This is a genomic window from Leptospira perolatii, assembly GCF_002811875.1.
In the GTDB taxonomy this organism is placed as follows: domain Bacteria; phylum Spirochaetota; class Leptospiria; order Leptospirales; family Leptospiraceae; genus Leptospira_B; species Leptospira_B perolatii.
In genome coordinates, this window is sequence record NZ_NPDZ01000003.1 from 21,424 (window position 1) to 48,257 (window position 26,834).

Sequence of the window (26,834 nt, forward strand, 5' to 3'; positions counted from 1 at the left end):
GAGGCCTAACATGAACTCAAAACTCAAAGATCCTTATTTCAGTTTGGTCCTTTTCAGCATTTACTCCGGTATCATGGGTGCCGCACTTCTGTTTTTGCCAAAGGTACTATTGCCTTTGTTTAATGTTCATGAAACTGTTAATTCATGGACTTACATGCTTGGGTTTGTCCTCATCTGTTCTTCGTTTTACTATTTGATGTCCGGGCTGGGCAAGAATTTTCACTTCGCGAGACTTACGGTTTATACCCGCTTTGCCGCACCAGTTGTTACTTTGATACTTTTCCTGAGCGGGAATGCTCCGGTGAATTTCATTCTGCTCAGCATTGTTGATGCCTCTGGAGGTCTTTGGACTTTCCTTTGTTTACGGAAACTTAAATAATGTTTTGTCGGTCTTCGTAAATTTTCCGGTGTTTTTTGGCTTCGGTTTACTAGCCTCGCTACTGCGATTCTACTCATTCTCGGCATTATCCTGATGAAACTGGCGCAGGTGAACCCATCCTCGGGAGAGTTAGCTGGCAGGTTCGGCCTCTTTCAGCGTATTGCACTGATCCCTTTTTTCTTTTGGATCGCTTTGTTTTCCTTATCTGCTCGCCTCTTTGCAACCCCGCGAAACAGCGCCTAATCTGATACACGACTCTCTACTCTCATAGCTAAGGCTTTGTCGAAAAAGCCGTAAAAAGGCTTGACATTATTTCTTTATATAACTATACGTTTATATAACATATTTGCTATGCAACAACTCGATACCACTTTTGCCGCACTCGCCGATTCCACGCGTCGAGCCATACTCATGCGCCTCGCGAAAGGCGAATTAACGGTCATGGAACTCGCTAAACCCTTCAAAATGAGCCAGCCGGCCATCTCGCGGCACCTCAAAGTTTTGGAGGAAGCCGGCCTTATCTCAACCACGATCCGCGCGCAGGAGCGCCCGCGCCGACTAGAAACTGCGCCGCTCAAAAAAGCCGCAGATTGGATTGAGAAATACCGCCAGATGTGGGAAGGGCGTTACCAGGCACTTGATGGACTACTCGAAGAATTGCAGACGATGCAAATAAAAGGAGATCAACGAAAATGACTGCAGATCAAAAAGAATGTAAGGTAGAACTGCGAGGCGAAACCGAAGTAGTGCTCACACGCTATTTCGCCGCGCCTCGCCAATTGGTATTTGATTGTTTTACTAAACCAGAGCTGATGCGTCGATGGCTGACTGGTCCAGAGGGATGGACTCTTGAAACTATAGAGAACGACCTTCGGACTGGCGGGAAATACCTGTATGTCTTTGCGGATCCAAAAGGAAACAAAATGGGCGTTTATGGAAAATTCCTAGAAGTGATTGTTCCTGAGAAAGTAGCGAATAACGAAAATTATGCGGATATGGCTGCTTTTGATCCGAATGGTCCGGAAAATCCAGATGCAACGGTCGAGTCTCGCACTTTCACAACGGAAGGAAATCTGACTCTTCTGACCCATGTGTGCAAATATGCTTCCGCAGAAGTGCGGGAAATGGAATTTGGCGCGGTCGATGCTTGGAAAGAACTCTGCCAAAGGCTAGATAAATTATTGTCGGAGCTTGTTTGAAAAATCTAAGGCTCGGTTGGAGCCTCTGCAAACTCAGCTGCGAGTGCACGTTTCATAAAATTTAAAAGACGGACGATCAGATCGCTCTAAAAGGAGAAGAACATGGCGAAGCCAAAGAAAAAAACCAGTACACTGAAGAAGAGACCTGAAGGAAAGAAAGTAAAACTCCGGGGTGCTCCGTCTCACAGCATTACACCTTTTCTAATGTTCAATGCGAACCCGGAAGAAGCTGCGAATTTCTACGTATCTATCTTCAAGAAATCTAAAATACTTAGGGCGGATGCAATGTCGGCCGATTTCATTTTGAACGGCCAAAGGTTTTTTTCTTACAATGGCGGACCTGGGTTTCAATTCAACTGGGGTGTTTCATTCATGATCAGCGTCGAGACTCAAAAAGAGGTAGATTATTATTGGAAAGCGCTTCTTGCAGATGGCGGCAAAGAAGCCATGTGTGGCTGGGTTCAGGATAAATTTGGTCTGTGGTGGCAGGTAACACCCAAGATTCTCTTAGAACTTATATCGCAGAAAGACCGAGAGAGGGCTGAGCTCGCAACCCAAGCGATGTTGAAGATGCAAAAAATTGACATCGCAGCACTTAAGGCAGCCGCTGGAGCATGACCTGCTCAGTAACTTCCAGTTTCTACCGCGCCGGCACGCTTGTAATTTGCGATAATGATTCCAGCTGGGGAGATTTGACTTTCGGTCACCTTGAACGCTGCAGGGATTGTGCCGTCCACAAATAACCGTTTCCCGCTCCCCAAGGTTAGTGGGTATATCTTGAGCCAGAACTCATCAACCAAATCATTCTTCATAAGAGTCTGGACTAAATTTGCACTTCCGTAAACATGCAAATCCGGTCCTTTCTCTTGTTTGAGTTTTCTAATTTTTTCCGCTATGTCTCCACCTAAAAAAACGGAGGGTTTCCACTCGTGAGAAGTTATGGTATTTGAGGCGACGTACTTAGTCGCTGTCATGACGGGGGGCCATATCTCCGAATGTTTCGGCCAATACGGTGCCCAGATATCAAATGTTTTGCGTCCTAACAGAAGATCAAATGGCAAGTTCATATGCTTATGCATAACTGCCTCAATCACATTGTCTGAATATGGAACCTGCCACCCGCCATACTTGAAGCCACCACTAGTATCTTCCCCCGGCATACCAGGGGCTTGTATCACGCCGTCAAGAGTGAGGAATTCGAGTACAATAAGTTTTCTCATTACCGAGTTCCTTATAGAATATTTGCCGCTTCAATTTAAGAACAAAAGTTTTTGTCCGTCAATAGTATTTAGTTAATGTTTTACAGCTGAATGAGCGCTAGCGTTAATAAATGCGCAGTGGAGAAGTGTATGAAGCATAAGATTCTAATCGCAATCGTTCTTGCATTCATCGAAGCTTGCGTAGGAAGCGTGCACGTCGCGCAGGCCCCATTCCCGGACGAAAAGATCCGATCTGTGGCCTCAACGATTCCTATGGTCACCGTCCACTTTTCTCCAGAAGTCTCAGCGCGTCTCGTCTCTGAAAAATACGACTACGAGCTCTCACGCGATCCCAAGTTTTTGAAGTTGTTTGAGCGGATTCTTCTGTCCGTTTTGAATACCCGTTTGGAAAATGCACCGTGCGCAAAAGCTCTCAAGCAACTCAGTCCTTCTTGGGATTTTTCCATCACGTATCGTGACGATCCTTCCGGGATCGGCGTTCTCGCTATTTGGCCACTCACAGGTTACTGGCCGCTACAGCCGATCACTGGCTCCGTCGAGATCCTTTCTCGGTTTGGGTTCAAGTCTGACTCGCTCCCTGACGAGTTCAATGTAGCTACAACCGATCAAAAGCAGATCTGGTGGTACTCATTCTACCGTCCTGGCTCTTTCGATTCCATGATCAAGGCATCATTGGAGCGCCACGTAGATTCCATTCCAGTTGATCTCTGTCTATTTATCGGAACCGCTGATGGAAAATAAGCTCTCTAAATATTGCATTGCCATTTTACTGATCGGAGGAGTCATCGGAGTTTCCGCATGCAAAACCCTCCCGATTGACTACGATCGAGTTGAAAATCCTAATTGTATTGCTTATTATAGACAATACTCCAAGTATCGAAGATCTTTCCCTTACACATTCCTACCGACAGGGATAGGCTTTTTCGGAGCAATGGCAACAGACATCGGAGCACTCTATCTTGGGTCGGCTATAACTGTCGTTCTGATCGGGGTCAATAGTGCATCCATTTTCTATTATCAAAGCAAGCTTCTTGAAAGCGGCTGTCCTTTGATCGAATAGAAGAAATCGCTCAGACTCTAGTTCGGATAATTTTATGAATACAACTTCATCAACTGAAAGATCGCTACTAAAGTTCCTTCTGCTGCTAATAGCGCTTTCGGTTCCATTATGGGTGCTCGGATCTATCTTCGAAATAGAATTGTTTCCCGGATTCTATCTATACCAACTTCCACTCGGCATGCCCTCGGTCGCTGCACTGATCCTCATCTACAGAGAACGCGGAAAGGCTGGGGTGATCAGTCTTCTCAAAAGAACATACGACTTTCGTAATATTAGATCCAAAATCTGGTACGTTCCGATTCTATTTTTATCCCCCATCGTTGGCCTGATCAACTACACGATCCTTTATTTCACCGGCGTCCCGGTTCCTTCGCTGCAATTCTCCAGTGTTATACTCCTCGGTTACAGTATGGTGTTTTTCATGACCTACGGCGAAGAGCTCGGTTTAACAGGATATCTGATCGACCCTTTGCAAGAGCGCTATAGTGCTCTTAAGTCGGGATTGATTGTTGGGTTCATATGGGCTGCCTACCATATCCCTGGCTTTGTGATTAGCGGATTCTATACGATCGAATGGATGTTCTGGCATGCACTCTACACTATTGCCACCCGGATTATATTTGTTTGGGTGTATAACAACTCCGGAAAAAGTATGTTTTCTATGGCGTTGTTCCATTGGACATTCGGAATATTTTGGATCCTATTCCCGCCGACCGGCAATTTGCAGAAGGCTACGCCTTACTATGATCCACAGATCTGCTCTCTTACGGTACTATTTTTTGCTTCAATAGTAACCTTTCTATGGGGTCCAAGGACACTAGCACATTACAGATTTTCCACAGCTGAAAACAGCAAGGGCTAGAAAGGTATTGGGAAGCTATTCGGAAGCTTGTCAGAAGTTTGTAATCAACTGAAAAATCGCAACCAATATTAAAATAAAATGAAAGACCATAACTAAGCCGATTCGGAAAATGAAACTGTAAAAAATCAAAGGAAATAGAAAACTTGGATACAATTGAAAAGATACCAATTAACAGCGTCGATCAGTGGATATCGATCCGTTCGAATCGCACTAATGGCTATCCTTTGTTACTTTTTCTTCACGGAGGACCGGGAACAGCCCAAATCGCTTTTTCTAGAAAAACTCAACAGAGACTTGAGGATCATTTTGTTGTGGTGAATTGGGACCAAAGAGGTGCAGGCAGATCCTATTCTTCTTCGCTGCGAAAAGAGGATATGGTAATTGATCAGATGGTTGCCGATGCAGAGCAGGTTGTGGAATATCTTTTAAAGAGGTTCGGTCAAACCAAATTATTTCTGGTTGGTCATTCCTGGGGCAGTGTACTCGGGATAAAACTGATTTCGAAGCGCCCCGAACTTTTCCTTGCATATATCGGCATTGGCCAAGTCGTCAACATGGTAAGAGGGGAAAATCTCTCGTATGAATTTGCGCTTAAAGAGGCTAAGAAAACCGGTAATTCGCGGGCTGTAGAAGAACTCTCTAGAATCGGAAATCCGCCATACCGAAAGTTAAGCGATGCGGGTGTTCAGAGAAAATGGTTATCTGCATTTCATGGAGATGCGATTCAGGCTTCGACGATTAACGTTTTGTTAAAGAACCTCTCTTGGAAGGATCTGCGCCTGATTGATATATACAAATTCATTCGTGGTACAATTTTTTCGCTTTCTTGCCTAGACGACGAACTAATGAAAGTGGATTTCCTCAAGGAAATCGTAAGACTAGAAGTACCCGTTTTTTTCGGTTGCGGTCGCAGAGATTACACTACACCGTTCGAGCTGGTAACAGAATTTGCGGAAAGGCTCATTGCTCCCAAAAAGGAAATCATTTGGTTCGAGCATTCGGCCCATCTCCCGAACTTTGAGGAGCCTGAAAAATTTTCAGATCTTTGCATTTCTCTGCTTAAGATTTAATGGTGCACACTGATTCCTCTGCTAAAAATGAAAGAGTAAAAAGTAAACTGAAACAAATTATAAAAACTGCATTCATTCTCCTAGTGCTGAATTGTTCCGGAAAGAATATTAAAGGACAAGCCGCGAGCTCTCCTGAAATTAAAATTTCTGATCTACTTGATAATATTTTTTATAGTTCTTCGATCATTCACGGTCTCACTTTGAAATTCGATAAGAAAAAGCTAACGTACGATTTCGATTTCGGCTCTGAAGGTCTCTATTGGCATGATATTGGGAAATTCACGATCATCGAGGATAGAATCGAGCTCAAGCCTACTAAATGTGAGCCAAAATGTAGTGAATCATTTGGAGTTGGTTTCTGTGCAATCACGGACAATAAAAATTCATATTCACACAAACTTTCATTAGAGTGCCAGTCTAAATCGAATGGTAAATTGTTAACTACCGGTTATAAGAATAATAAAGCATCCTTTAAAATATATTCCGAAGGGGAAAGAAGTTAAGATATATTTGAAAACCATTGATAAAGAAAAAGTAAAGCAATGGGAAAATTATTGGTACTTTGTTGAGACTTTATCTACTGCTGGCTGGGTCTTCGGAGAGTTTATTAAGATTAAATAAGGGGATCACCCTCGCATAACTTAGATGGTAAGCTGAGGACCCGAATCGATTTCTGAGAAATTCAAGAAAAGCCGCCAGCTGGAGCCCTCGAAAGCTGTAAGAAATTCAATTTTGAACCGAGAAAAGTGGAAAAAATGTTCTTGCAATGCCCATTCAGGGCATTCTAGTGGTAAATTGGTTCTTTACTCGTTCTGTTTTAAGCACATAGCCCGTAATGATCTAAATTAGTTATTATACGGATGTTTCAATCCGTATGGAACGAGGATAATATTCATGTCATCCAAATTGTTTGTTGGTGGTCTCAGCTGGTCCACGACTGATCAAACCCTACGCCAAGTTTTCGAAGCTCATGGCGCTGTCCAAGAAGTCAATGTAATCGTTGATCGTGAAACTGGAAGATCCAGAGGATTCGGTTTTGTTACCTTCTCTGATCCATCTGCTGCACAATCTGCAATTGCAGAACTGAATGGAAAAGAATTAGACGGACGAAACATTGTAGTCTCCGTTGCGGAAGACAGATCTGATAGATCTGGCGGTGGCCGCAATAGAGGTGGCGGTAATAACAATAAAAAGTTTAGCCGCAACAACAATCGCTGGTAGTCGATTTACAGCCCGCTTAACTTTTCTTTATAAAGTTTAGGAACCACAGGAAACCAAGTTTGTACTTGGAGACCTGTGGTTTTTAAGTTATAAGTACCAATCAATACAATACTTCTGGCTTTAGACGAGCAATTTCTGGCTCATACAGAAGAATGACCTCAATATTTATCCATCTCCTTTTGCAGTTCTTTTAACAAATTCAAAAATCCACCAGAAAAGCTAACTCAATATGCAAACTTCTGCATATCAATCGATTTGTGATGGTAACTTTATGCAACAGGGGCTATCCTTTGGGGCGTTATCAAGAGTAATTAGAATATTAAATGAACCTAAATTGAGGAGGAAAACGACTATGATAGCAAAGAGCAATATCAATTTTACGCGAGTATTGTTAGGTGGGATTGCGGCCGGAATAACTTTTTTCATCATTAATGGTGCTGTGAATGGAGGGATTCTTAGGGAGCAATTTTATGCTTGGTCGGCCGAGATGGGTAGTCTTAGGCATCCTCCAGAACCATTTGTAACAATGGGGCTTTGGCTATTGAGGGCATTTATTTTAGGTATCGTCGGAGTCTGGATGTACGCTGGTATGCGTCCGCGTTATGGTGCTGGACCTAAGACCGCATTACTTGCCGGATTATTACTTTGGATAGTAAGTAGATTTGCAATGACACTTGATCTGATTGTTTATGGCATTCTTCCTTTTGGAATTATTACGGGACAATTGATCGGCAGCTTCTTCGCAATCTTGATCGCTGTGTACTTGGGTGCCTGGCTCTACAAAGAATAAAGTTCCGGGAGTAACGTGAGGAAATAGTCGCCTGCGCTACTCGGTGCACTTGCTCTCTCGCATTTCTTTCTATTCAAGGCGACACCGCATAACAATATTGGTCGTCAAATGGCATTGATAATTAAGAAAGAAAGTGCGCTTGCAATTGATAAGAAGGGTGTCGCTATGCGCATCTATAACAACAAAGACCAGTATTCTGGAGCGTCCGTTGTATATCAGGAAACTCAGAAAGGGCATTTTGAGGAATTTTATCATTCCAAGAGTCATTTCATTTACTACATTATCGAAGGGAATGGGATTTGGTACATCGACGAACAAGCGTATGACGTATCCGGCGGCGACCTGATTATTATTCCTCCTAACAGCAAGTTTTACTACAAAGGTGCATTAAAACAGATTTGTATCGTTTCTCCCTCCTGGGAACCGGAGTCGGAGCATCACGTCAGAGACATCGACTGGTCGTAACAATATTCATATTTGCTGCTTTCTACATAGGCAGAAATGGGGGAGGTTGGAAGAAGGAACTGTTTACCTCCCCATTTGCTCTTTACTTTAAAGTTCCCTTAAAAGTCTCCAAGTATTTCGCGAGATTTCCGACGCGCTGTTTGCTGCCCTCGTCTGATTTCGGATAACGTTCGTCAAGGGTGGATCGTTACTCTCAAAAATGTGGCAGGTATCGAAACTCCATCACCCCGGCTCCGATTCTGTGCCTTTGCGAGCTCTACTAGCTGGGCGCGGAGTTCCTCTATTTTCCCGTTTTTCTTAGCAGAGTCAAAAGCGTTCATTGTTGGACCATAGAATTTTCCCAATGACTCGATAAGATCTGCCGGGCTTTTATCAGGAGATATAAAACTGTAAGTGTCTTTGACCATGGATATTTTCTCTTTAGATACCCCGGCCTTAGTAAAATATTCGATCACTTGATGATCCACACCCCAAGTCATCGGGCTAACGAATCCCTCCGGAGGTGGAGGAGTGAACAATGTGCTTATCTTTAACAACTGGGAAACAAATGAAGTCTGATCATTTGGGATCCAGTTTCCCATTACAATACGGCCACCAGGTTTTGTGACCCGAACCATCTCTTTCGCAACATCAAAGGGCTTGGGAGCAAACATAGCACCAAAGACGGAAAGAGTTAAGTCGAACGAATCATCTTCTACTTCATGCAAATTGCATGCATCCCCCTGTTGAAATTTCAAAAGTGAGAGACCAGCTTCTAATGCTCGTCGATTTCCTGCAGCGACTAGGTTCTCCGCGATATCGATTCCGGTTACTTCCGCTCCGATTTGAGCAAGTGGCACTGCAGTGGTCCCATCTCCGGAACCAAGATCCAAAACGCGTAACGGCGGTTTTATTCCAAGAGAACGAACTAGAGCGTCTCCGGATTCGCGCATCAGTGCGGCGATTTCAGTAAAGTCGCCTTTTTCCCAAAGCGCTTTGTTTGGATTTTCCATTTTAGAGTCCAAAACTTGGTTTGTCATAATTTTCCTTTGCAATTCGGATTATATTCGCAGATTTTGATGCCGACTTGTATAATCCTGCAATCTAAGAGAAAAAACTTTACAGGCTCTTGCTATGGAAATTGATATGAGCATGCTGGATCGTGCGGAAACGATATGCATTTGGGGAAGTCGTTGTCTATTTGCTGGTTATCTCCCGGACTATAACTTGAGACGCAGGGCCGCGGCGACCGTATGCATCAATTTGGACGGAGAATTTCAGATTTCTTTGAATGATTCAGATTGGATGAACTTTCGCACCGTGCTTGTACCACCGATGGTGAAACATTCCATCCGGTTTTCAGACTCGTTTTGTGTGATGCTTTTTATGGATTTGAGCAGTCCTAATTATAAATCCTTGAGAGCTTCTAACATAGAAAAGGAGAATGAGGGCATCTTCATTGGATTGAGAGAAGAAAAGCAGCTCTTCGATCGGATCAACCAAATCTTGTCGGCGGATCCGGATGTGATTCTATTAGAATTATTGAATCAGATTCCGCCGCTTTCCGATAATCCATCCCAGACGACAGATCCTCGTATTCAAAAGATCGTTGAAATGATTACTACAAGACCGCATGAAGATCACTCCGCAAAAGATCTAGCGGAGTTTGCACAGATGTCTGTCTCAAACCTAGAGCACCAATTCAAAAAGGAAATCGGCATCCCATTTCATTCGTTTCGTACTTGGTTCAGACTTAAATTGACCGTATACTCTCTGTTACACGGTATGAGTCACACTGATGCCGCACAGCGTGCTGGATTTTTCGACTCCGCGCATTTTACGCGGACATTTCGATCTACATTCGGATTGCCTCCGTCAGAAATTTTCAGAAGCACACGACAGCTGAAATCGTTTATCGAAGTACCTGCAAGTTACGCGGAACCTTGGTAAGCAACGTGAGGGTAGAAAGCCTCGAGAAAAGAAGAACAGTTTTGTTTTAGTAAGGCGTTTTAGCTGAAGTCTTATGATCCGTAACTCAAATATGTAGTCATCGGGCCTTTCCCTTTTACATCTACTAATCTGCTTACCTCGATTCGAGACTTATCGCTCAGTAGATTATAGGTTGTTTCAGAAATCTGGATTCTACCCGGCACGCCATGAGATTCTAGTCTACTCGCAGTATTCACTGCGTCTCCCCAAAGGTCATAGGCAAATTTCTTTCGGCCAATTACGCCGGCTACAACCGGCCCAGAATGAATACCAATCCGCATTTTCAAGACCTTCCCGGACGGGTCTTGGACTGATTTTACGTACCTCTGCATTTCGATTGCCATCCGCATTGCATTTTCAGCGTGATTTTCATCCCAAATCGGAATTCCTGCAACAGCCATATAAGCATCGCCGATCGTTTTTATTTTTTCCATCTGATATTTTTCTGCAAGTACATCGAAGTGCGAAAACACATCGTTTAGAAAATGTACCAGTGCTTCCGGAGCTACTTGTTGAGAAATTACAGTAAAGTTTTCTATATCAGCAAACAGTATCGAAACGATCGGATATCCGTCTGCAATCGTGGATGGATTGTGCTTCAATCTTTCTGCAATAGGCTCCGGCAGAATATTCAACAGTAGGTTCTCTGCGCGATCATGCTCTTGTTTGTTTTTGGAAATAAAGTAGTACAGGCTGAAGAAGGTCATTGCACCCGCGCCCACTATATTCATCACGAAAAACAATATCTTTAGATTCTGCTCTACTTTTGGAGCCGGGAGTTGTGGAAGAAACTCTGCGAATCCTGTTAATACCAAGACGAGAATAAATAACCCGAACCAAATCAAACCTTGGCGAATCGGAGCAAACGAAAGAGCACCAAGAGGACACAATATCGCCCAAATGATCACGGCTCCTGAGTTTTCAAAACCACCCAAGCTTAATTGTAAAAGTACAGGCAATATTAGAATTAAGAGAAATTGAAGAAACCGAAATGCTAAGAATTTTCCAGTAGCAAATACAAAGATCAAGCTCAGCAAGCTCAAGATTGCATAGCCTCCTGGGATCATTGCAGATTGCGGGAAGCCCAATGCGAAATATAAAATGCTCCACAAAAAACCCGCAGCTGCGAATGCCATAGAGAAATTAATGAGCCCGTTTTTGTGAAGTTGTTCTCGTACTAATGTTTGCATGTTTGATCCAATTTATCCACATAGTATCCGCACAAACAAACTCTCTGCTTGTATAATCCTGCAAGTTTATTAAGAAAATCTAACTATCCGCACAAAAATTTTCCGAGCAGTTGCAGGATTATACAAGCACATCAATTTCCGTGCTCTTATACTGCGGGAGATGCATACTTCGATGCAATGGTCAAACGCCGGTATGAAAGATATTTTTTTCCATCAACTTTTCGAGACTCAATCTTCTACTTACACTTACTTGATATCAGATCGGGAAACAAAAAAAACCGCGATCATTGATCCAGTCTGGGAAACAGTGGATCGGGATTTGAAACTAATCCGAGAACTCGGACTGGATCTAATCTATATTTTAGAGACTCACATTCATGCAGATCATATAACAGGAGCCGATGCGGTTCGCAAAAGAACGACTGCCAAAACCGCTGCGAGCGCCCTAGCCGGAATCGAATGCATAGACATTCCTCTCAAAGATGGACAAAAACTCTGGCTCGGAAACAAAGCGATCACGGCAATTGCTACTCCCGGACATACGAATGCTTGTATGAGTTTCTTATTTGAAAGCATGGTTTTTACCGGAGACTCACTTCTCATTCGTGGAACTGGAAGAACAGATTTTCAGGAGGGATCTTCTGCAATATTATACGAAAGCATTACCGAAAAACTTTTCCGTCTTCCAGATGATACTCAAGTTTATCCGGCACATGACTACCAAGGCTTCACTACTAGTACAATCGCCTTGGAAAAAGAGTTAAATCCTCGTATTGGTGGAAATCGTTCGAAAGAAGATTTTAGAAAAATAATGAAAGAACTACAACTTGCTACCCCGAAGAAAATGCATCTGGCTGTGCCGGCGAATCTAGGGTGCGGCAGGTCGGTGGTCTTGCATTCGAACGAGCAGGGACTGCCGAAGGAGTAAAAAAATGACAACAGAATGGACGATGGGATTAATCGGCGGGGTAGTGATAGGGATCGCCGTATCTTTGATGCTCTTGTGGAACGGAAGAGTTACCGGAGTGAGCAGTATTGTGTACGGTGTTCTCAATCCAGTGAAAGGTGATACAGCCTGGCGATGGTACTTCCTTATTGGACTGCTATTGGGAGGTCTCTCTTTGCAGGCGACTGCTCCCAATCTTTTGTCTGCTGAACTGCAGATAAAAACATGGATTGGTGCGTTTGCTGGCTTACTTGTTGGCTTTGGCGCGATTTTGGGCGGTGGTTGTACCAGCGGTCACGGAGTTTGCGGAGTGAGCAGATTTTCACTGCGGTCTATTTTGGCGACAATCGTTTTCATGGTGGCGGGTATGGCTGCTGTAGTCTTACTCCGAAGCACAGGGATGCTTTTATGAAGTACAATCTTGGCGCCCTGATTGTGGGTTTGTTATTTGCGATCGGTCTAGGTTTGTCCGGAATTTTGCAACCGGCAAATGTAATCGGATTTCTTGATATATTTGGAAAATGGAATCCGACGCTCCTTTTTACGATGGCAGGAGCGGTTGGTGTTCATTTCATCACTTACAAATTAATACGCAAAAGAAAAACTCCTATGTTCACTAAGCATTGGTTCGTTCCAACCCGGACGGAAATCAGTCCGGCACTGGTCATCGGAAGTTTGATTTTCGGAATCGGGTGGGGCCTAGGCGGCTATTGTCCGACAGTTTCGGTGACTACTCTCGCAAGCTTTGAAACAAGGCCGATCATTATTTTTGCCAGTATCATTTTTGGAATGTACCTGTTCAAAGTCATCGATAAGAAAACGAATTTGAAAAGCAGACTAGAGTGAAATACAAACTACGATGCTGATTTCAGGTTACATCGCATCGTTTCTTATGGGAACTTCACTTGGTCTTATCGGAGCCGGTGGATCAATTCTTACAGTTCCCATTCTTTTTTATCTTTTTGGACAGGATGCGATGCGGGCCACAACAAACTCTCTTTTTGTGGTCGGCATATCTGCGTTAGTCGGCGCACTGTTTCAGGCAAGAAACGGAAATATCAATTTGAAAATAGGATTTTTCTTCGCAGTACCAAGTTTTGCCGGAATCTACTTTGCGAGACATTTCCTTCTTCCTTCACTTCCGAACAATTTCCTCTCGGGTTTTGGTTTCACTCTGACAAAACCTCTACTGATCATGACCGTTTTCGCAATCGTCATGGTTTTTAGTTCTCGGGCTATGATTCGTTCTGGCAACCAGCCTTCCGATGAGCAATCGTCCGAATCTAGCACATCGTTTTCTGGTTTTGTGTCTATCGGGCTCAAAGGACTTCTTGTTGGAACGATCACTGGTTTTGTAGGAGCTGGCGGTGGTTTTTTGATTCTCCCGGCTCTCGTGATTCTACTTAAGTTTTCTATAAAGCTCGCGGTAGGTACTTCGCTTGCGATTATCGCAGCGAATTCTTTATTCGGCTTTGCGATCAGTTTTCCGTCGGTGCAATTCGCAGATTGCCCTTTACTTCTGAGCATTTGTATTCTGGGAATCGGAGGGATGATTTTCGGACAGATTCTTTCTTTAAAAGTGAACGAACGAACTCTTAAAAAAGGTTTTGGCTATACTGTATTAATTATCGCAATCTTGATTCTGTGGGATCAGGGTCTAAGATTCTGATTTCTACTTCGCGATGTTCTCGCGAACGCGGATCAGGAATCAATTGATTTACTAGATGCACTGCTTTAGTGTCTAGTTCGCTTCGGTATATTTTTTAAAGTTGTCAAGTATAGCTTGCCAGCCGCCTCTCTGCATTTCAACCGGATTCTCTGATTCTGGGTCAAAGCTTACTGTGACAAGAATCTTATGATCCTTATTTTCAAAATTCACCGTTGCTTTTCTGCCGTCTGTCATTGTATAGCTAAAGGATTTTTGATCAACGACTGTATCGTAAATTGCTTCAAACTCAAAGCCGAAGCTTCCGTCTTTCGCTTCCATTCTTGCGCTGTACTTTCCACCGACCTTCATATCGTTTTTTGCCCAAGGGCATTGCCAATCGTCAGAAGCAAAGTTCCATTTGATAATATGCTTTGGGTTCGTGTAACAGTCCCAGACTTTCTTTAAGTCTCCTGTAATAGCTGCTTGCACTGTGATCTTTTTCGAGTCCATGGAATGGAATCTAATCGATTCTATTTCGTATGGGAAAGCATTTTCATGAAGATTCAATGTCTCTTTATAAAAAAATGACGGCTCGATTCCGCAGAGAAATAGGACGAGTCATTTTGATTTCTGAACCAGAGTCCAATCCCGTGTACTTTCAAAAATACTAATGCAGCAATACCAATTAATTCAAAAAGGCTCTGGATTTTTTCATCGGCATTTATTTGATTTGAAATAAATTTGGGCAAAGGTGCAGGCAAATATGAAGAAAACAAATAACAATAAAAAGGAATTATCATCTGGACAGGGCGAAGAATTGCTAACAACGATCAAAGTTCGGTTTGAGAAAAACGTAAACCGGCATAAAGGTATCTCCTGGGATAAAGTGCAGGCGAAGCTCAAAGGCAACGACGAAAAACTCTGGTCACTCAATGAAATGGAAAAGACTGGGGGCGAGCCAGATGTGGTCGGTTTCGATAAAAAGACAGGTGAATACATTTTTTATGATTGTTCTGCGGACAGTCCGAAGGGCCGCAGAAGTGTTTGTTATGACGGTGAAGCCCTGAGATCTAGAAAAGAGCACAAACCGAAAGCCAGCGCAATAGAATTGGCGGCCACTATGGGCATAAATATTTTAACGGAAGAAGAATATAGAGAATTACAGAAACTCGGTGAGTTTGATACGAAAACTTCAAGCTGGGTGCAAACACCTACTGAGATTCGAAAGCTGGGCGGAGCTTTCTTTTGTGACCGTCGCTACGACCATGTCTTTCTTTATCATAATGGTGCAGAATCCTATTATGCGGCGAGGGGATTCCGCGGTTCGTTACGAGTTTAAGACGCGGATCATTGCGTTCGAGTTATCTAAAACTAGCAGAAGTCATGGAAAATGTCCAGGAAAAGAAAAAGAAGAGAACTTAATCAATTTAAGGTGAACTTGTTGGTACTCGGCTCTACTTATATAAAGACTCTATTCAATAGAAGAAATCTCCTCCTCTGTAATTGGCGGCCAGCAGGAAAAACCCGACCTCCCCATGCTGATATTGATGGAAGTTTCCGCATCAAATAGACCTCGATGCAAAATCTCTCCCCAAAATTCCTGTGCACCATTTGCTTCGGAGGGTATCGTATAACTTTCCTGCCGAGTGCCGGTGAAGATGTAAATCGTATCCGAAGTCATGAAATCCTCACTCGGCTCGTAGCATACTCGGATAATTTCTGACCATGCAAAAGAGTCTTCCCACTGGTCCCCACCGGGAGGCTGGACTCGACGATGGACCTGAGAAGAATCGAAAGTAACAAAATACCATTCAGATAACGAACTCATGGTGCGTCCTTCCTCTATCTTCTATTATTCGCTGTTAGATTGTTTCATAGTCGCGAATCATTTTTCAAGCTTTCTATACTGACCTTTGGTAAGAAATAATTGCTTTAGTAAAATCTCTTTGAAATCGTTATGAACCGAGATTTTACTGTTGTGCTGAGGGGGATTTATGAAAAGCCAAACGATACTTTTTCATTCCGTTCCTGATTACATCAAAACATATCCTTCGGAAGTGCAGAAGATACTAAGAGAAGTCAGATCTACGATCACAAAAATTGCCCCCAAAGCGGAAGAGAAAATTAGCTATCATATCCCTTCCTATTATCTAAATGGTCCTTTGGTATCGTTTGCAGCGTATAAAAAGCATATCGGTTTTTATCCAGGCGCTGCAGCGATTGCAAAATTTAAAAAAGAACTGAGCTCGTACAAGAGCGCAAGGGGATCTGTGCAATTCCCGATTGATGCGCCTATGCCTTTGGAGCTCATTCGAAAAATCGTCAAATTTCGACTGCAAGTAAACTCAAGTAAGCCGACTAAAAAAATCGCAAAGAAAGTTCTTTCGAGGTCCAATAACATAAAGAAGAAGGAATTAGAATAAAGGTAAACCTATGGAGGCAAGTTTTTGGCACCAGAAATGGGGAAAAAATGAAATCGCTTTTCACGAAAGTAAAGCGAACCCGCAACTGGTGGAGCATTTCGACAGGCTTTCTTTGGCAAAAGGCAGTCGCGTATTTTTACCGCTATGCGGAAAAACCCTAGATATTTCTTGGCTGCTTTCAAAAGGATATCGTGTCGCCGGAGCGGAACTGAGTAAAATAGCAATCGAGCAATTATTTTCCGAGCTCGGCATCAAGCCCAAGAGATCCACGCTAGGTCAAATGGAACTCTACCATGCGGAAAATCTGGATATTTTTGTTGGGGATATTTTTCATTTGTCTAGCCAGATGCTTGGGTCGGTCGATGCAGTTTATGATAGAGCAGCTCTGGTTGCGTTGCCGGAAGAAATGCGCAAGCGATATACTGAACATTTAATCGAGATTACAAAAATTTCTCCGCAGTTACTAATTTGCTACGAATATGATCAAAACTTAATGGATGGCCCTCCATTTTCGATTTCGAACGAGGAAGTATTTAAGCATTATAGAGATCATTATGATTTAAATTTGATAGCGAGTAATGATGTAATCGGTGGGTTGAAAGGAAAATGCCCGGCAAAAGAGAACGTTTGGTTAATACAGAGAAGATGATTCTTTTTATTCATACGACTCTCAAGTTGTCCGGTTCTGAAAGGTAGTACGCTCTAGGAGATTCAGTATGAAATTACCTCTCTCTAACAAAGTCGCTCTGGTGGCAGGAGCTACAAGAGGAGCAGGTCGAGGCATCGCAGTGCAACTCGGCGCCGCAGGAGCCACTGTATACGTAACCGGCCGAACCACCAAGTCGAGCAAATCCGAAATGAATCGACCGGAAACGATAGAAGAAACGGCATCCCTCGTTGACCAAGCCGGTGGGAAAGGAATTGCGATCCAAGTAGACCATCTAGTGCTGGATCAAGTGCAATCTCTTGTAAATCGCATTCGCAAAGAACAAGGATGTCTGCACATTCTAGTGAACGATATCTTTGGTGCGACTCGGATCGAATGGAATAAAACTGTTTGGGAATCGGATTTAGAATTCGGATTACATACCTTAAGATTAGCGATCGATACCCACGCGATCACTAGTCATTTTGCGATACCATTGCTCCTGCAGACTCCAGGTGGACTTGTAGTAGAAATCAATGACGGAACCGCTGAATACAACAATACGAATTATAGGAACTCCTTCTTTTACGATCTTACGAAAGCAGCCGTGCTAAGAATGGGATTTTCTCTTGGACATGAATTGAAACCTCACAATGCTACTGCTTTGTCTCTGACTCCAGGGTGGCTCAGGTCCGAAGCGATGTTAGAAGCGTTTGGGGTTACAGAAGAGAATTGGCAGGATGCAATCGTAAAAGTTCCCGGCTTTGCAGTTTCCGAGACTCCTGCGTATGTAGGTCGCGCTGTGGTTGCCTTGGCCACGGACCCGAATTTGTCTCGTTGGAACGGTCAATCATTGTCCAGTGGGCAACTCGCAAAAGTATACGGCTTTACGGATATTGACGGAAGTCAGCCAGACGCTTGGAAATATATGATGGAAAGTCAAGATACAAACAGTACAATCGATGCAACTAATTACCGTTAACTAAGCATATTGGGAGTATCGAATCCATTTATGAAGAATAGAACGTTTTGGAAAAAACACTACGTGTTAATGACTGATAGCGAAGAAATCGAAAGGAATCTGGAATATACTGTTTTTCGATCTGCTGCAGAGATTTTCGAAATGCCCTGCTTTCTAGTAGGAAAGAATGCAAAGAGCATCCTAATTAGCCCAGGATCCGGCGGCCACTCCTACATATTTGCAGAACTAGCATATTATTTATATCGAAAAGGATATAATGTTTTCATCATGCCGAAGCACGGAGGCTATTCGGTTAACGACCTTATACCGCGCCACATCGACGCGCTTACTCATATTTCTCATGACTATAATCAAAAAATTGGAATATTCGGAGAAGGTTTGGGTGGTTATATCGTTTTCTATTTAGCTTTAATGAATATACCGGCAAAAAGTATTATTTGTCAAAACTCTCCGGCTATCCTAACTGAAAAAGAATACCAAGAGGCACTTTTAAACGATGGTGGGTTGTGGGAGAATTCTTCAAGAAAGCGTAAAATACTACTTCCGATTGCAAAGACTTTAGTAAATTGGTTTCCGAATTTCAAGTTGCCCATTTCGTCCTATCTGGATTGGAAGGCAATCATTGATGACGATCCGGAAAATAGAATCTTGGAAAAACCATTGGTAGAGAAAGGTTATCTGAAAGATCCTGATTTCGACAAATGGTATCCATTAGAGGCAATCATGTCCATGGTTTCAACAGAACCACCTGCTCCAATCTCATCATTAAAAATTCCTACAATGTTTCTCCTGGATTTAAAAGGACCCACGCCTTCCTATATTCGGAATCTATACAATCGTCTGCCTCTAACGAAAAAGAAACTAGTTGAAATCAATGGAAGTGTCTACTGGATGCTCTCTCATCCTAAAGAAGAGTCTGAGATTATCTCTAACTGGTTTACAGAAACGCTTTAATCAGCCTGAGTAGCAAAAATCGACTACAAAGTAGATAGCATAGAGGCCTCAATGGATATTCTAAAGCAGCTTTCTTCTCAGAAAGGGGATAGAACCGAAAAATCCAATCGTAGTGTTGTAGACAAATGTTTAAAGAAACATGATTTACTAAATGAAATTTCTTTTGGTCTATCTAATGATGCTGATACGAAGCTGCAAGCGGACTGCGCGGAAGTTTTTGCAATGGTTTCTGAAGTAAATCCGGATTTAGTAGTTCCGTTTGCCAAAAACTTACTCCCCTTGCTTTCTAGTAAGGATACAAAAGCAAGGTGGGAAACGGTTCATGCTCTGGCGTTTATTTCGGAAAAGATTCCTAAGATCATTTCTTCGATTTTACCGAATTTAGAAAAACTGATTCAAACCGATAAAAGTACAATCGTTCGTGACCATGCCATAGATACTGTTTCTAATTATTCAAAGACTGGAAAAGCGGCATCCGAAGAATCTTTTAAGGTCTTAAAAGTAGCTTTAAAAGAGTGGAAGGACAAACATGCGAAGCAAGTATTCAAAGGCTTTTATCATATAATGATTTTGCAGCCATCCTACAAAAAGGAAATACTTGCACTCGTATCGCCTTACGCGGATTCTTCGAAAGGCGTCGTAAGGAAAGAGGCCGAAAAGATTCTAAAGAAAGCAGAGAATGAATTCGCCTAACTTAGTTCCCGTGGCTCGCTTCGGATTGTTTCGAAAACTTGATCTAAATCAGTTTTTTAGAAACAGTGATTTTTTCTGAAAAAGCTTGTTTCTATTTAAGAAATTATTAAAGTCAAATTTCTATTCTTGTTTCTCCTTTTGGAAAAACAAACTTGGAGGATTCTATGAAGAATTTGAAACTTGGGACTTTAATTTTTGGGGTTTCATTCGTTCTACTCAATGCATTAAATGCTCAGCAAGGCCAGGGACCAAATATGCAAAATCATCCTTGCTTGAACGATAAACAAACTCATTGTGCAGGCGTCCAACCCGGGCAGGGCAGAATGTGGAAATGTCTCAACAATCATATGCCCAAATTGTCCGAGCAATGCAAAGCCCATGTGATGGGAATGAAAGGTGATATGCACGGCAAAATGGGAGCTTGTTACGAGGATAGAGAAAAACACTGCGCTAATATGCAACCAGGGCAAGGTAGAATTCTTCAGTGCTTGAAAGAAAAAGAATCCGAGCTTTCTCCAGAATGTAAGGCGGTGATCAGTGGGAAGTGAAAGTTAGCAAGTAATGGAATGCTTTGGTCTAGAATAAAACTTCAGACTTCGGTCTGTTGAAGCGTTTGGAAAAAACGAGTCTATCATAAAAATATAGTTTCAAAAGATTAAAAGTAGATCGCCTATGACCAAGTAGGAGATTCACTATGAGCTACGAAAACAAGTCGATGAAAATTGCTACGATCACCGTACGATCGTTGATGGGTTTATTATTTACATATGCCTCGATTGCAATTTTGTTCAAATTAGTGCCTCAACCGGAACAGACCGGTAACATGAAGATATTTATGGATGGCATCGCGGCATCCGGGTATCTGCTCACATTGTTAAAGTTAACTGAGCTTGCTTGCGGAATTGCATTGCTCACGGGATATTTTGTACCGTTAGCGCTGATAGTCATTTCTCCAGTAATCGTAAATATTTTCTTTGTTCATTTGTTTTTGGCGCACGAGGGATTGCCGATTGCTATCTTTCTAGTTCTAGCAAATAGTTTCCTAGGATACAGCTATCGAAAACATTTTGTGACAGTATTGACAGCGAAAAAACTTTAACCTACCAGTTCCACTTGGAACCTATATGCGCCAGGAATAGTTCATCCATGGCGCATAAGAGCGCTGTACACCTAAAGTAGTTTACTTCCAATAAGCCAGTACCATTCCGATCACTTGTAAGCTGATAAAATAGTAACCTGCGTTAATTCCGAACAATTTCCAAGGTTTTCCTTCAAACGCAACTGAGTTTAATGTCAAGGGAACAATAAAGCCGAGCCACGTATAGAATCCGCCATAGAATCCCATTAACCAAGGAATCGCCGGACCATGTACTTGCAGCATGGTTTTGTCATATAAAAAATTCCAAACAAACGCATTGTGAGCAAAGACCCAGGCCATCAAAAAAGAACCAATGACCATTAAGCCCATAGACTTTACCATTTCCATTGTCGGCGGTTTTTTGCTCATATCTATTCCAACTGCCGCCGCCCAGGCTTTCCCAAAGAGCGGGCCGTACCAAATATTGCCTATGACAATATTGATAACCACAGCAGTTAGGATCGCCAGATAGTTTAAATTCATGTTTTCCATGACCTTACTCCAAACAAATCAAGTGGCATAAATATATTACCAAATCGAAATGTCGTCACCAAGATTTCCTGTTTGAACCTAATTGTTCGAATTGAGACTGTAATGAATTAAGCTTTAGTTCTAATATTTCATTCCTCAAAGTGTGAAAAAATGCACCAAAGTCGATTTTAAAATCTTGCCACTAAAGAATTTTTTGAAAAATGAATGCGTGAGATAATCATAATATTGGGGAAATATGAGGAAATTAGTGTTATTCATGCATTCATCTTTGGATGGCTTTGTCGCTGGAACAAGCGGAGAAATGGACTGGATCAAAGTGGACGACGAAATGTTCGAGTTTGCAGGACAAAGAACGAATGAAGCAGATACTGCATTATATGGAAGGGTCACTTATCAAATGATGGAGAGTTATTGGCCGAGTGCAGGAGAGCAACCGAATGCAACCAAGCACGATTTGGAACATTCTAAATGGTACAATCAGGTTTCGAAAGTAGTGGTCTCGAAAACATTGCAAGAGGCTAGCTTAAAGAATACGAAAGTGATTAGTAAAAATATCCCGGACGAAATTAGAAAACTAAAAAGCTTATCTGGAAAAGATATTTTGGTTTTCGGAAGTCCGACTACGATGCACGCGCTTATGCATGAAAACTTAATCGACGATTATTGGATTTTCGTAAATCCAATTTTGTTAGGCGCTGGAATTCCTTTGTTTCAGAATATAAAGGAAAGAACGAAACTGACTCTGGTGAAGAATCAGACTTTTCGCTCTGGAGTAGTTTGTCTGCATTATACTCTTGAAAAATAGATTTTAGGAATATTCAAACAGAAGCAGATTTCCAATTCTCGATCGAAGGTAAATTCCTGGTTCTATATTCAATCGGAGTCATTTTCATCGCATGACGAAAAACTCTGTTGAAAGTCGACTTGGAATTGAACCCCGCCGCCAACGCGATGGAAAGAATCGATTGATTTGGTTCTTGTAAAAGCCATTTGCAAGCTTCTTCTATTCTAAACTGGTTTAGAAATTGATTATAGTTTTTCCCAAATTCGCTATTTATGAATTCGGAAAGTTGCGCAGGTTGTATTGGAAATCCGTAAATCGATACCTCCTGCGCAAAAGATTGGATGGGAAAATCCTCTGTCAGATAAACTTTCTCTATCTCCATTAGGGATAATATGCAGTCCTTTAAAGACTTCCGATTTAAATTCGAAATTCTAGAGTGTCTGTATCCTCGAATTCTATGACGTAGGAACATTGGTTCGAAGAATCTTCTATCGAGTGCATAGATTGTAAAAATGCAAATGCTAGCAAGAGCAGAACCAATTTTTAAGAAATGATCTCCTGGCAAAAAATGATCCGCCAATGCGATTGCCGCTGAAGCAAAGGTTAATAAAAACAGAAGAATCGCAATTGCGCGAATTTCTTGCCAAAGTGAATCTTTTCGCGACCACAACCGAATAGAATGAAAAATTAATAAGCCTGAATAGAATAGAATGGATAGTTTGGGACTCAAAGCAAGAAAGGCGACTACTCCAAAATAAAAATCGATAGAATTTCCATTTTGAGATAATAAAGGAAAGTCAAGAGCGGATTGAGTCACGTTATAAGAATATCTTTCCATTTCCGTTTTTAGATTTGTCTCTGAAAAGAAAATTGGAACTAACAGGATTACGCAAAGTAGAACCGGAGCAAAGTGAAGCGCAGAAACCTTACTAAGGTGGAATTCTGGATCGATTACCTCTCTAAGGAATAAATAGAGTAGGGGACCGATTGAAAGCGCGAATGGCAAATGGGTCATTCTGAGATGGCCGAGCGCTCCTTGCATAAGCCCAGCGGAAACTAGTCCCATATAGACTTGCCAGAGCATGGTACAAAAAAGAGTACCGGATAACAGATAACGTCCGTGGCCTCGTCCTACGCTCACCAAATGTCCAAAGCATGCTACACCTGCGACCAGCGCACCGGCAAAAATGAAGTACGTATAAAATTGGTCCATTCGAGTGCCAAATCCTGATCTGAGTCGATAAGTTTGAAATCAAATGTTACGCTAACACTGAGGTGTGAAAATGAAAGTAGAAAAATCGAGCTTCTTTGTGAAGAGTAGCGACGGGTATTCGCTAGCTGTTTATTCTTTTTTACCTTTGGCTTCAAAGCACGCCGATAGAGCGCCAATTCTTGTACTGCCTGCCATGGGTGTTCCGGGAAAATTCTACGTAAAGACAGCTTTGTTATTAGCAAATTCAGGGTATCCAGTATATCTACAAGATCTTCGTGGCCTAGGAGATAGTAAGCCTGGTCCTTCCAAGAAGAATGACTTTGGGTACAGTAAACTTATTTACGATGATTGCGAATCGGTGGTCGAGTTCCTTCAAGAAAGGCATTCTGTCGAAAAAGTGATTCTATTGGGGCACAGTCTCGGAGGGCAATTGGGTGCAGTCTACGCAGGGATTCATCCGGAGAGTATCGAGCGTTTGGTCTTAGTTACGACAGCGATTCCTTACTATAAACTCTATGGGTTTCCTAGATCCATTCTCTATTTTTGCTACTATAAATTTGCTTCTTTGATTTCTTCGATGCTCGGTTATTTCCCAGGAGATAAGTTGGGAGCAATGGGTAGAAACGCAAGACAACTGATGAAAGATTGGTCTCGCATCGGACTTACGGGAATTTTCAGAGACTCTGGAGGAAGCGATTTAGAATGGGCCTTTCCTAGAGTGACTTGTCCGGTTCTTTCCGTTTCATTTACGGATGACCAAACCTATGCACCTAGAAAACCGGTGGAAGCATTCCACGGCAGAATGATCGGAAGTACGCTTGCTTATTTGTATCTTTCTCCATCGGATTTGGAAGTGAAAGAGGTTGGTCATTTCGGTTGGATGAAGAACGGCAAGTTTTCTGAGCTTGTCGTTGCTTGGCTTCAAAATGAAGTTTTGAGACAACCAAGAAACAATGATTCTCAATTGGTTTTAGAAACAAAGCATTAGAATTGTTTTCTATAAAAGTGCTGGAACGTTTCCTGAGAATGATGCAAGATCATAGAAAGAAAGTGCGGGAAAGAGTTCGGAGAAAATCATATGAATACTACAGTGCAGGAGTACAAGACTATCTTGGAAGGATTTTTGGAAGCTTGGAATCGCTCGGACGCATCAAGCGTGGCTTCTTTTTATTCAGAAGATTGTGAATATAAAGACCCGAATGTTCCTGAGGGAATTTTTGGGAAGCCGGCACTTAAAAGATATTTAATGCTTTTGTTTCGGCGTTTTCCTTATCAGGATTGGGTTCTCACGGAACTTTATCCTCATTCTGAATCCGGAAGTTTTTCTGCGTGCTATCGTTTTACCTTTGCCAATCCAAAGAAGGGGTTGGAGTTTAAAGGGACTGGAATGGATCGAATCGAGCTGGAAGACGGTAAAGTCAAACTAAACTGGGTCTTCTTGAACGCGGAGAAATGGAGAAACTGGATCCAAGAAGAAGAAAGGCTGGCCACTAGCAAAAGCGCTTAGTAAAATTCGAAAATAGGAATAGGCTGAGTCAAAATAGTTGATGGAAGAAAGGTTTCTGCAATGGTCCAGTCTCCATCATTTAATATTGATAATCACAATATCGCTACTGGCTCTGCTCATTTTTTTGGGGCGTTCCAACTCCAGCCAAAAACCGATCAATCAAATCGGATATGCGATCGGCGCAATCTTGATTTTAAACTATATCGTTTACGTAATATATAGAGTAAAATCAGGTTATTGGGAAATCCGGTACGATCTTCCCATGGAGCTTTGTAACTGGTCCATGATCGTAACCGCTCTGGCCTTATTTACTCACAACCGCACATTCGCAGAACTTTCCTACTTTTGGGTCATGAGTGGATCTGTGAATGGGGTGATCACTCCTGATCTGCAGGTTACTTTTCCTCATATCTATTTTTTCATATTCTTTATCGCACATTCCGGTTTAGTGATAGGGTCTCTATTCATAGTCTTCGGTTTGAAACTGTATCCTAGAAAATGGTCCGTACTCAGGACTATTCTATACACTGAGTTGTTTTTTATAACTGCCTTTGTAGTCGACTTGCTGTTAGACGGAAACTATGCCTATATCATGGCAAAACCGAGTTCAGGGTCGATACTAGATTATTTAGGAGAATGGCCGTATTACTTAGTCAATCTGCAAATCCTCGGAGTTGTTCTTTTTTTTATTTTATATGTACCGTTCTATTTCAAAAATAAGAATGAAGAGATTGAATAGAGGAATAGAATTCTAGTGCGGTTCCACGAAATCCGTCGTCTGAAAAAATATGAAAGAGGCGCCGATTCCAGAAGACGAAATCAAAAGACTCCAAAGCTTGAATGGGCTGCAACAGCTATACGGTCCTGCGGAGGAAAGATTCGACAGAATTACTAGGCTCGCATCTAGATTATTTAATGTACCCATAGCAATTGTTAGCTTGATCGATTCAGACCGGGATTGGTTTAAATCTGTTCACGGGTTTGCACTGAACGAGACACCTAGACAGGATTCTTTTTGTGGTCACGCAATTATGAACGAGGAAACATTGGTGGTTCCAGATGCTCTGCAGGATGAACGTTTTGACGACAATCCACTCGTTACCGGAAGTCCCAATGTACGATTTTACGCCGGACATCCGATCCATTCCCCAGATGGATATCGCATCGGTACATTTTGTCTAGTCGATCACAAACCAAGACATTTGGATTCCGGAGAAAAGCAAGCTCTCAGGGACCTCGCGGCCATTGTAGAAAACGAGCTGCAACTCTTTAGATTGAGCAAGGCTCAGTTTGATTTGTTCCAAGAATTAGATGATACACGAAGAAGGGCTTTGATAGATCAGCTTACTCAAATTTGGAATAAGCATGCAATTTTGGATATTTTACGAAGAGAAGTAGAGGCCTCTAAAGAGCAGGGCCAACCCTTGGGTCTGATCTTGTTAGACCTGGATCATTTCAAAGCAATCAATGATACTTATGGCCATCCGATCGGAGATTCGGTCATTCGTTACTCTGCAGGAATCTTGCGATCGGCAGTCCGATCCCAAGATGCATTAGGAAGATATGGTGGAGAGGAATTCATTATAGTGCTCCCTGGATCGAATAGCGAAAGCACTCTTAAAATAGCAGAGAGGATCCACAAGAGTTTCGAATCCTCAGTAATTCATACTCCAGCAGTTACTCTTACTGTTACGGCGAGTTTAGGCGCAGTGCAATACATTTCTAAGAACCAGGCGATCGAGGAGTTCCTACAGGCGGCAGATGAGGCGATGTACCACTCTAAAAGGAACGGAAGGAACAGAATTGAATTCAGGGAATTTTGAGAATCTAATTCGATTTTAAAGATTTCCTGCCACTATTGACAAGGTTTCTTCCCCGAATCCAGTTCTTTCTAGCAGTGAGTACCTTAGATTTCTTTGCATAGAAATTTTATTTGAATGATAAAAACGGATTCCTGAAAATGATAGGTAGCAAACACTACCTA

At 42.3% G+C, this 26,834-nt stretch carries 37 protein-coding genes; 30 read left to right on the top strand and 7 right to left on the bottom strand.

Translation table 11 applies throughout. The features are described 5' to 3' along the window. Positions 1-10: 10 nt before the first annotated feature. The 4 genes from CH373_RS06190 to CH373_RS06205 all read left to right on the top strand — a co-directional run bounded on the left by CH373_RS06190 (position 11) and on the right by CH373_RS06205 (position 2,196). Entirely contained in the window at positions 11-379 is a 369-nt protein-coding gene (locus CH373_RS06190) for a hypothetical protein (protein ID WP_100712860.1), read from the top strand. 351 nt (positions 380-730) lie between these two features. Next, positions 731-1,075, top strand: coding sequence for an ArsR/SmtB family transcription factor (locus CH373_RS06195; RefSeq protein ID WP_100712959.1), 345 nt, complete (start codon positions 731-733; stop codon positions 1,073-1,075). Beyond that, positions 1,072-1,578 (top strand): SRPBCC domain-containing protein, encoded by a 507-nt coding sequence (locus CH373_RS06200; RefSeq protein WP_100712861.1) that lies wholly within the window; start codon positions 1,072-1,074, stop codon positions 1,576-1,578. Before CH373_RS06195 ends, CH373_RS06200 begins: the two co-directional genes overlap by 4 nt. Before the next feature lie 102 nt (positions 1,579-1,680). Then, complete coding sequence (locus CH373_RS06205) at positions 1,681-2,196, top strand: VOC family protein (protein WP_100712862.1); 516 nt, start codon at positions 1,681-1,683, stop codon at positions 2,194-2,196. Positions 2,197-2,201: 5 nt separating this feature from the next. On the opposite strand, the gene CH373_RS06210 is transcribed toward CH373_RS06205, so the two are convergent. Beyond that, entirely contained in the window at positions 2,202-2,798 is a 597-nt protein-coding gene (locus CH373_RS06210; RefSeq protein ID WP_100712863.1) for a dihydrofolate reductase family protein, read from the bottom strand. Positions 2,799-2,927: 129 nt separating this feature from the next. Between CH373_RS06210 and CH373_RS06215 the strand changes: the two genes are divergently transcribed. The 8 genes from CH373_RS06215 (at position 2,928) to CH373_RS06250 (ending at position 8,266) form a co-directional block, all read left to right on the top strand. Further along, positions 2,928-3,539, top strand: coding sequence for a hypothetical protein (locus tag CH373_RS06215; protein WP_100712864.1), 612 nt, complete (start codon positions 2,928-2,930; stop codon positions 3,537-3,539). Further along, on the top strand, positions 3,529-3,858 hold the full coding sequence (locus CH373_RS06220) for a hypothetical protein (protein ID WP_100712865.1): 330 nt from the start codon (positions 3,529-3,531) through the stop codon (positions 3,856-3,858). Before CH373_RS06215 ends, CH373_RS06220 begins: the two co-directional genes overlap by 11 nt. A gap of 34 nt (positions 3,859-3,892) precedes the next feature. Further along, entirely contained in the window at positions 3,893-4,720 is an 828-nt protein-coding gene (locus CH373_RS06225) for a CPBP family intramembrane glutamic endopeptidase (RefSeq protein WP_100712866.1), read from the top strand. Between the two features lie 143 nt (positions 4,721-4,863). Next, the gene (locus CH373_RS06230; RefSeq protein ID WP_243393287.1) at positions 4,864-5,790 is read left to right on the top strand and encodes an alpha/beta fold hydrolase; all 927 of its coding nucleotides are present in this window, start codon (positions 4,864-4,866) and stop codon (positions 5,788-5,790) included. After that, positions 5,790-6,293 (top strand): hypothetical protein, encoded by a 504-nt coding sequence (locus tag CH373_RS06235; protein WP_100712867.1) that lies wholly within the window; start codon positions 5,790-5,792, stop codon positions 6,291-6,293. The genes CH373_RS06230 and CH373_RS06235 overlap by 1 nt, the downstream gene beginning before the upstream one ends. 391 nt (positions 6,294-6,684) lie before the next feature. Next, positions 6,685-7,011 (top strand): RNA recognition motif domain-containing protein, encoded by a 327-nt coding sequence (locus CH373_RS06240; protein ID WP_100712868.1) that lies wholly within the window; start codon positions 6,685-6,687, stop codon positions 7,009-7,011. Positions 7,012-7,363: 352 nt separating this feature from the next. Next, positions 7,364-7,801, top strand: a complete 438-nt coding sequence (locus CH373_RS06245) for a hypothetical protein (RefSeq protein WP_125169909.1) — start codon at positions 7,364-7,366, stop codon at positions 7,799-7,801. A gap of 108 nt (positions 7,802-7,909) precedes the next feature. Beyond that, a complete protein-coding gene (locus tag CH373_RS06250) occupies positions 7,910-8,266 on the top strand; it encodes a cupin domain-containing protein (RefSeq protein WP_100712870.1) in 357 nt (118 codons plus the stop codon). A gap of 173 nt (positions 8,267-8,439) precedes the next feature. Here CH373_RS06250 and CH373_RS06255 read toward each other — a convergent pair whose 3' ends face one another. After that, positions 8,440-9,285, bottom strand: coding sequence for a class I SAM-dependent methyltransferase (locus CH373_RS06255; RefSeq protein WP_100712871.1), 846 nt, complete (start codon positions 9,283-9,285; stop codon positions 8,440-8,442). A gap of 94 nt (positions 9,286-9,379) precedes the next feature. On the opposite strand from CH373_RS06255, the gene CH373_RS06260 reads away from it, so the two are divergent. Next, complete coding sequence (locus tag CH373_RS06260) at positions 9,380-10,195, top strand: helix-turn-helix transcriptional regulator (protein WP_165778789.1); 816 nt, start codon at positions 9,380-9,382, stop codon at positions 10,193-10,195. Between the two features lie 71 nt (positions 10,196-10,266). Here the strand turns inward: CH373_RS06260 and CH373_RS06265 are convergent, their stop codons facing one another. Then, positions 10,267-11,424 carry an adenylate/guanylate cyclase domain-containing protein gene (locus CH373_RS06265; protein ID WP_100712872.1) on the bottom strand — a complete coding sequence of 386 codons (1,158 nt, stop codon included), beginning with the start codon at positions 11,422-11,424 and terminating at the stop codon, positions 10,267-10,269. A gap of 172 nt (positions 11,425-11,596) precedes the next feature. On the opposite strand from CH373_RS06265, the gene CH373_RS06270 reads away from it, so the two are divergent. Genes CH373_RS06270 through CH373_RS06285 form a run of 4 tightly spaced genes read left to right on the top strand, consistent with a single transcriptional unit; the run spans position 11,597 to position 14,039 of the window. Further along, the gene (locus CH373_RS06270) at positions 11,597-12,352 is read left to right on the top strand and encodes an MBL fold metallo-hydrolase (RefSeq protein ID WP_243393288.1); all 756 of its coding nucleotides are present in this window, start codon (positions 11,597-11,599) and stop codon (positions 12,350-12,352) included. 4 nt (positions 12,353-12,356) lie between these two features. Beyond that, positions 12,357-12,782, top strand: coding sequence for a YeeE/YedE family protein (locus tag CH373_RS06275; RefSeq protein WP_100712873.1), 426 nt, complete (start codon positions 12,357-12,359; stop codon positions 12,780-12,782). Then, on the top strand, positions 12,779-13,216 hold the full coding sequence (locus CH373_RS06280) for a DUF6691 family protein (protein ID WP_100712874.1): 438 nt from the start codon (positions 12,779-12,781) through the stop codon (positions 13,214-13,216). Before CH373_RS06275 ends, CH373_RS06280 begins: the two co-directional genes overlap by 4 nt. A gap of 13 nt (positions 13,217-13,229) precedes the next feature. Continuing rightward, positions 13,230-14,039: a sulfite exporter TauE/SafE family protein gene (locus tag CH373_RS06285; RefSeq protein WP_100712875.1), complete on the top strand. Its 810-nt coding sequence runs from the start codon at positions 13,230-13,232 to the stop codon at positions 14,037-14,039. Positions 14,040-14,111: 72 nt separating this feature from the next. On the opposite strand, the gene CH373_RS06290 is transcribed toward CH373_RS06285, so the two are convergent. Next, positions 14,112-14,528 (bottom strand): SRPBCC family protein, encoded by a 417-nt coding sequence (locus CH373_RS06290; protein ID WP_100712962.1) that lies wholly within the window; start codon positions 14,526-14,528, stop codon positions 14,112-14,114. A gap of 253 nt (positions 14,529-14,781) precedes the next feature. Between CH373_RS06290 and CH373_RS06300 the strand changes: the two genes are divergently transcribed. Then, positions 14,782-15,357 (top strand): DUF4256 domain-containing protein, encoded by a 576-nt coding sequence (locus tag CH373_RS06300; RefSeq protein WP_100712877.1) that lies wholly within the window; start codon positions 14,782-14,784, stop codon positions 15,355-15,357. A gap of 132 nt (positions 15,358-15,489) precedes the next feature. On the opposite strand, the gene CH373_RS06305 is transcribed toward CH373_RS06300, so the two are convergent. Beyond that, positions 15,490-15,846 (bottom strand): hypothetical protein, encoded by a 357-nt coding sequence (locus CH373_RS06305; protein ID WP_100712878.1) that lies wholly within the window; start codon positions 15,844-15,846, stop codon positions 15,490-15,492. 166 nt (positions 15,847-16,012) lie between these two features. On the opposite strand from CH373_RS06305, the gene CH373_RS06310 reads away from it, so the two are divergent. From CH373_RS06310 to CH373_RS06340, 7 genes are all read left to right on the top strand, one after another. Next, positions 16,013-16,441 carry an iron chaperone gene (locus CH373_RS06310; RefSeq protein WP_100712879.1) on the top strand — a complete coding sequence of 143 codons (429 nt, stop codon included), beginning with the start codon at positions 16,013-16,015 and terminating at the stop codon, positions 16,439-16,441. Positions 16,442-16,451: 10 nt separating this feature from the next. Further along, a complete protein-coding gene (gene tmpT, locus CH373_RS06315) occupies positions 16,452-17,090 on the top strand; it encodes a thiopurine S-methyltransferase (RefSeq protein ID WP_100712880.1) in 639 nt (212 codons plus the stop codon). A gap of 67 nt (positions 17,091-17,157) precedes the next feature. Then, a complete protein-coding gene (locus CH373_RS06320) occupies positions 17,158-18,069 on the top strand; it encodes an SDR family oxidoreductase (protein WP_100712881.1) in 912 nt (303 codons plus the stop codon). Between the two features lie 30 nt (positions 18,070-18,099). Next, complete coding sequence (locus tag CH373_RS06325) at positions 18,100-19,023, top strand: alpha/beta fold hydrolase domain-containing protein (RefSeq protein ID WP_125169911.1); 924 nt, start codon at positions 18,100-18,102, stop codon at positions 19,021-19,023. 51 nt (positions 19,024-19,074) lie between these two features. Beyond that, on the top strand, positions 19,075-19,716 hold the full coding sequence (locus CH373_RS06330; RefSeq protein WP_100712883.1) for a HEAT repeat domain-containing protein: 642 nt from the start codon (positions 19,075-19,077) through the stop codon (positions 19,714-19,716). A gap of 164 nt (positions 19,717-19,880) precedes the next feature. Next, positions 19,881-20,264, top strand: coding sequence for a cysteine rich repeat-containing protein (locus CH373_RS06335; RefSeq protein ID WP_100712884.1), 384 nt, complete (start codon positions 19,881-19,883; stop codon positions 20,262-20,264). A 146-nt stretch (positions 20,265-20,410) separates the two neighbouring features. After that, positions 20,411-20,815 (top strand): DoxX family protein, encoded by a 405-nt coding sequence (locus tag CH373_RS06340; protein ID WP_243393290.1) that lies wholly within the window; start codon positions 20,411-20,413, stop codon positions 20,813-20,815. Between the two features lie 81 nt (positions 20,816-20,896). On the opposite strand, the gene CH373_RS06345 is transcribed toward CH373_RS06340, so the two are convergent. Next, the gene (locus CH373_RS06345) at positions 20,897-21,346 is read right to left on the bottom strand and encodes a DUF1761 domain-containing protein (protein ID WP_100712885.1); all 450 of its coding nucleotides are present in this window, start codon (positions 21,344-21,346) and stop codon (positions 20,897-20,899) included. A 235-nt stretch (positions 21,347-21,581) separates the two neighbouring features. Between CH373_RS06345 and CH373_RS06350 the strand changes: the two genes are divergently transcribed. Further along, complete coding sequence (locus CH373_RS06350; protein ID WP_100712886.1) at positions 21,582-22,151, top strand: dihydrofolate reductase family protein; 570 nt, start codon at positions 21,582-21,584, stop codon at positions 22,149-22,151. Positions 22,152-22,164: 13 nt separating this feature from the next. Here CH373_RS06350 and CH373_RS06355 read toward each other — a convergent pair whose 3' ends face one another. After that, positions 22,165-23,343, bottom strand: a complete 1,179-nt coding sequence (locus CH373_RS06355; RefSeq protein ID WP_100712887.1) for an AraC family transcriptional regulator — start codon at positions 23,341-23,343, stop codon at positions 22,165-22,167. Between the two features lie 70 nt (positions 23,344-23,413). Between CH373_RS06355 and CH373_RS06360 the strand changes: the two genes are divergently transcribed. From CH373_RS06360 to CH373_RS06375, 4 genes are all read left to right on the top strand, one after another. Continuing rightward, a complete protein-coding gene (locus tag CH373_RS06360; protein WP_100712888.1) occupies positions 23,414-24,331 on the top strand; it encodes an alpha/beta hydrolase family protein in 918 nt (305 codons plus the stop codon). Between the two features lie 90 nt (positions 24,332-24,421). Beyond that, on the top strand, positions 24,422-24,850 hold the full coding sequence (locus tag CH373_RS06365) for a nuclear transport factor 2 family protein (protein ID WP_100712889.1): 429 nt from the start codon (positions 24,422-24,424) through the stop codon (positions 24,848-24,850). A gap of 40 nt (positions 24,851-24,890) precedes the next feature. After that, positions 24,891-25,589 carry a YwaF family protein gene (locus CH373_RS06370; RefSeq protein WP_100712890.1) on the top strand — a complete coding sequence of 233 codons (699 nt, stop codon included), beginning with the start codon at positions 24,891-24,893 and terminating at the stop codon, positions 25,587-25,589. A gap of 49 nt (positions 25,590-25,638) precedes the next feature. Next, a complete protein-coding gene (locus tag CH373_RS06375) occupies positions 25,639-26,673 on the top strand; it encodes a sensor domain-containing diguanylate cyclase (RefSeq protein ID WP_100712891.1) in 1,035 nt (344 codons plus the stop codon). Positions 26,674-26,834 lie beyond the last annotated feature (161 nt).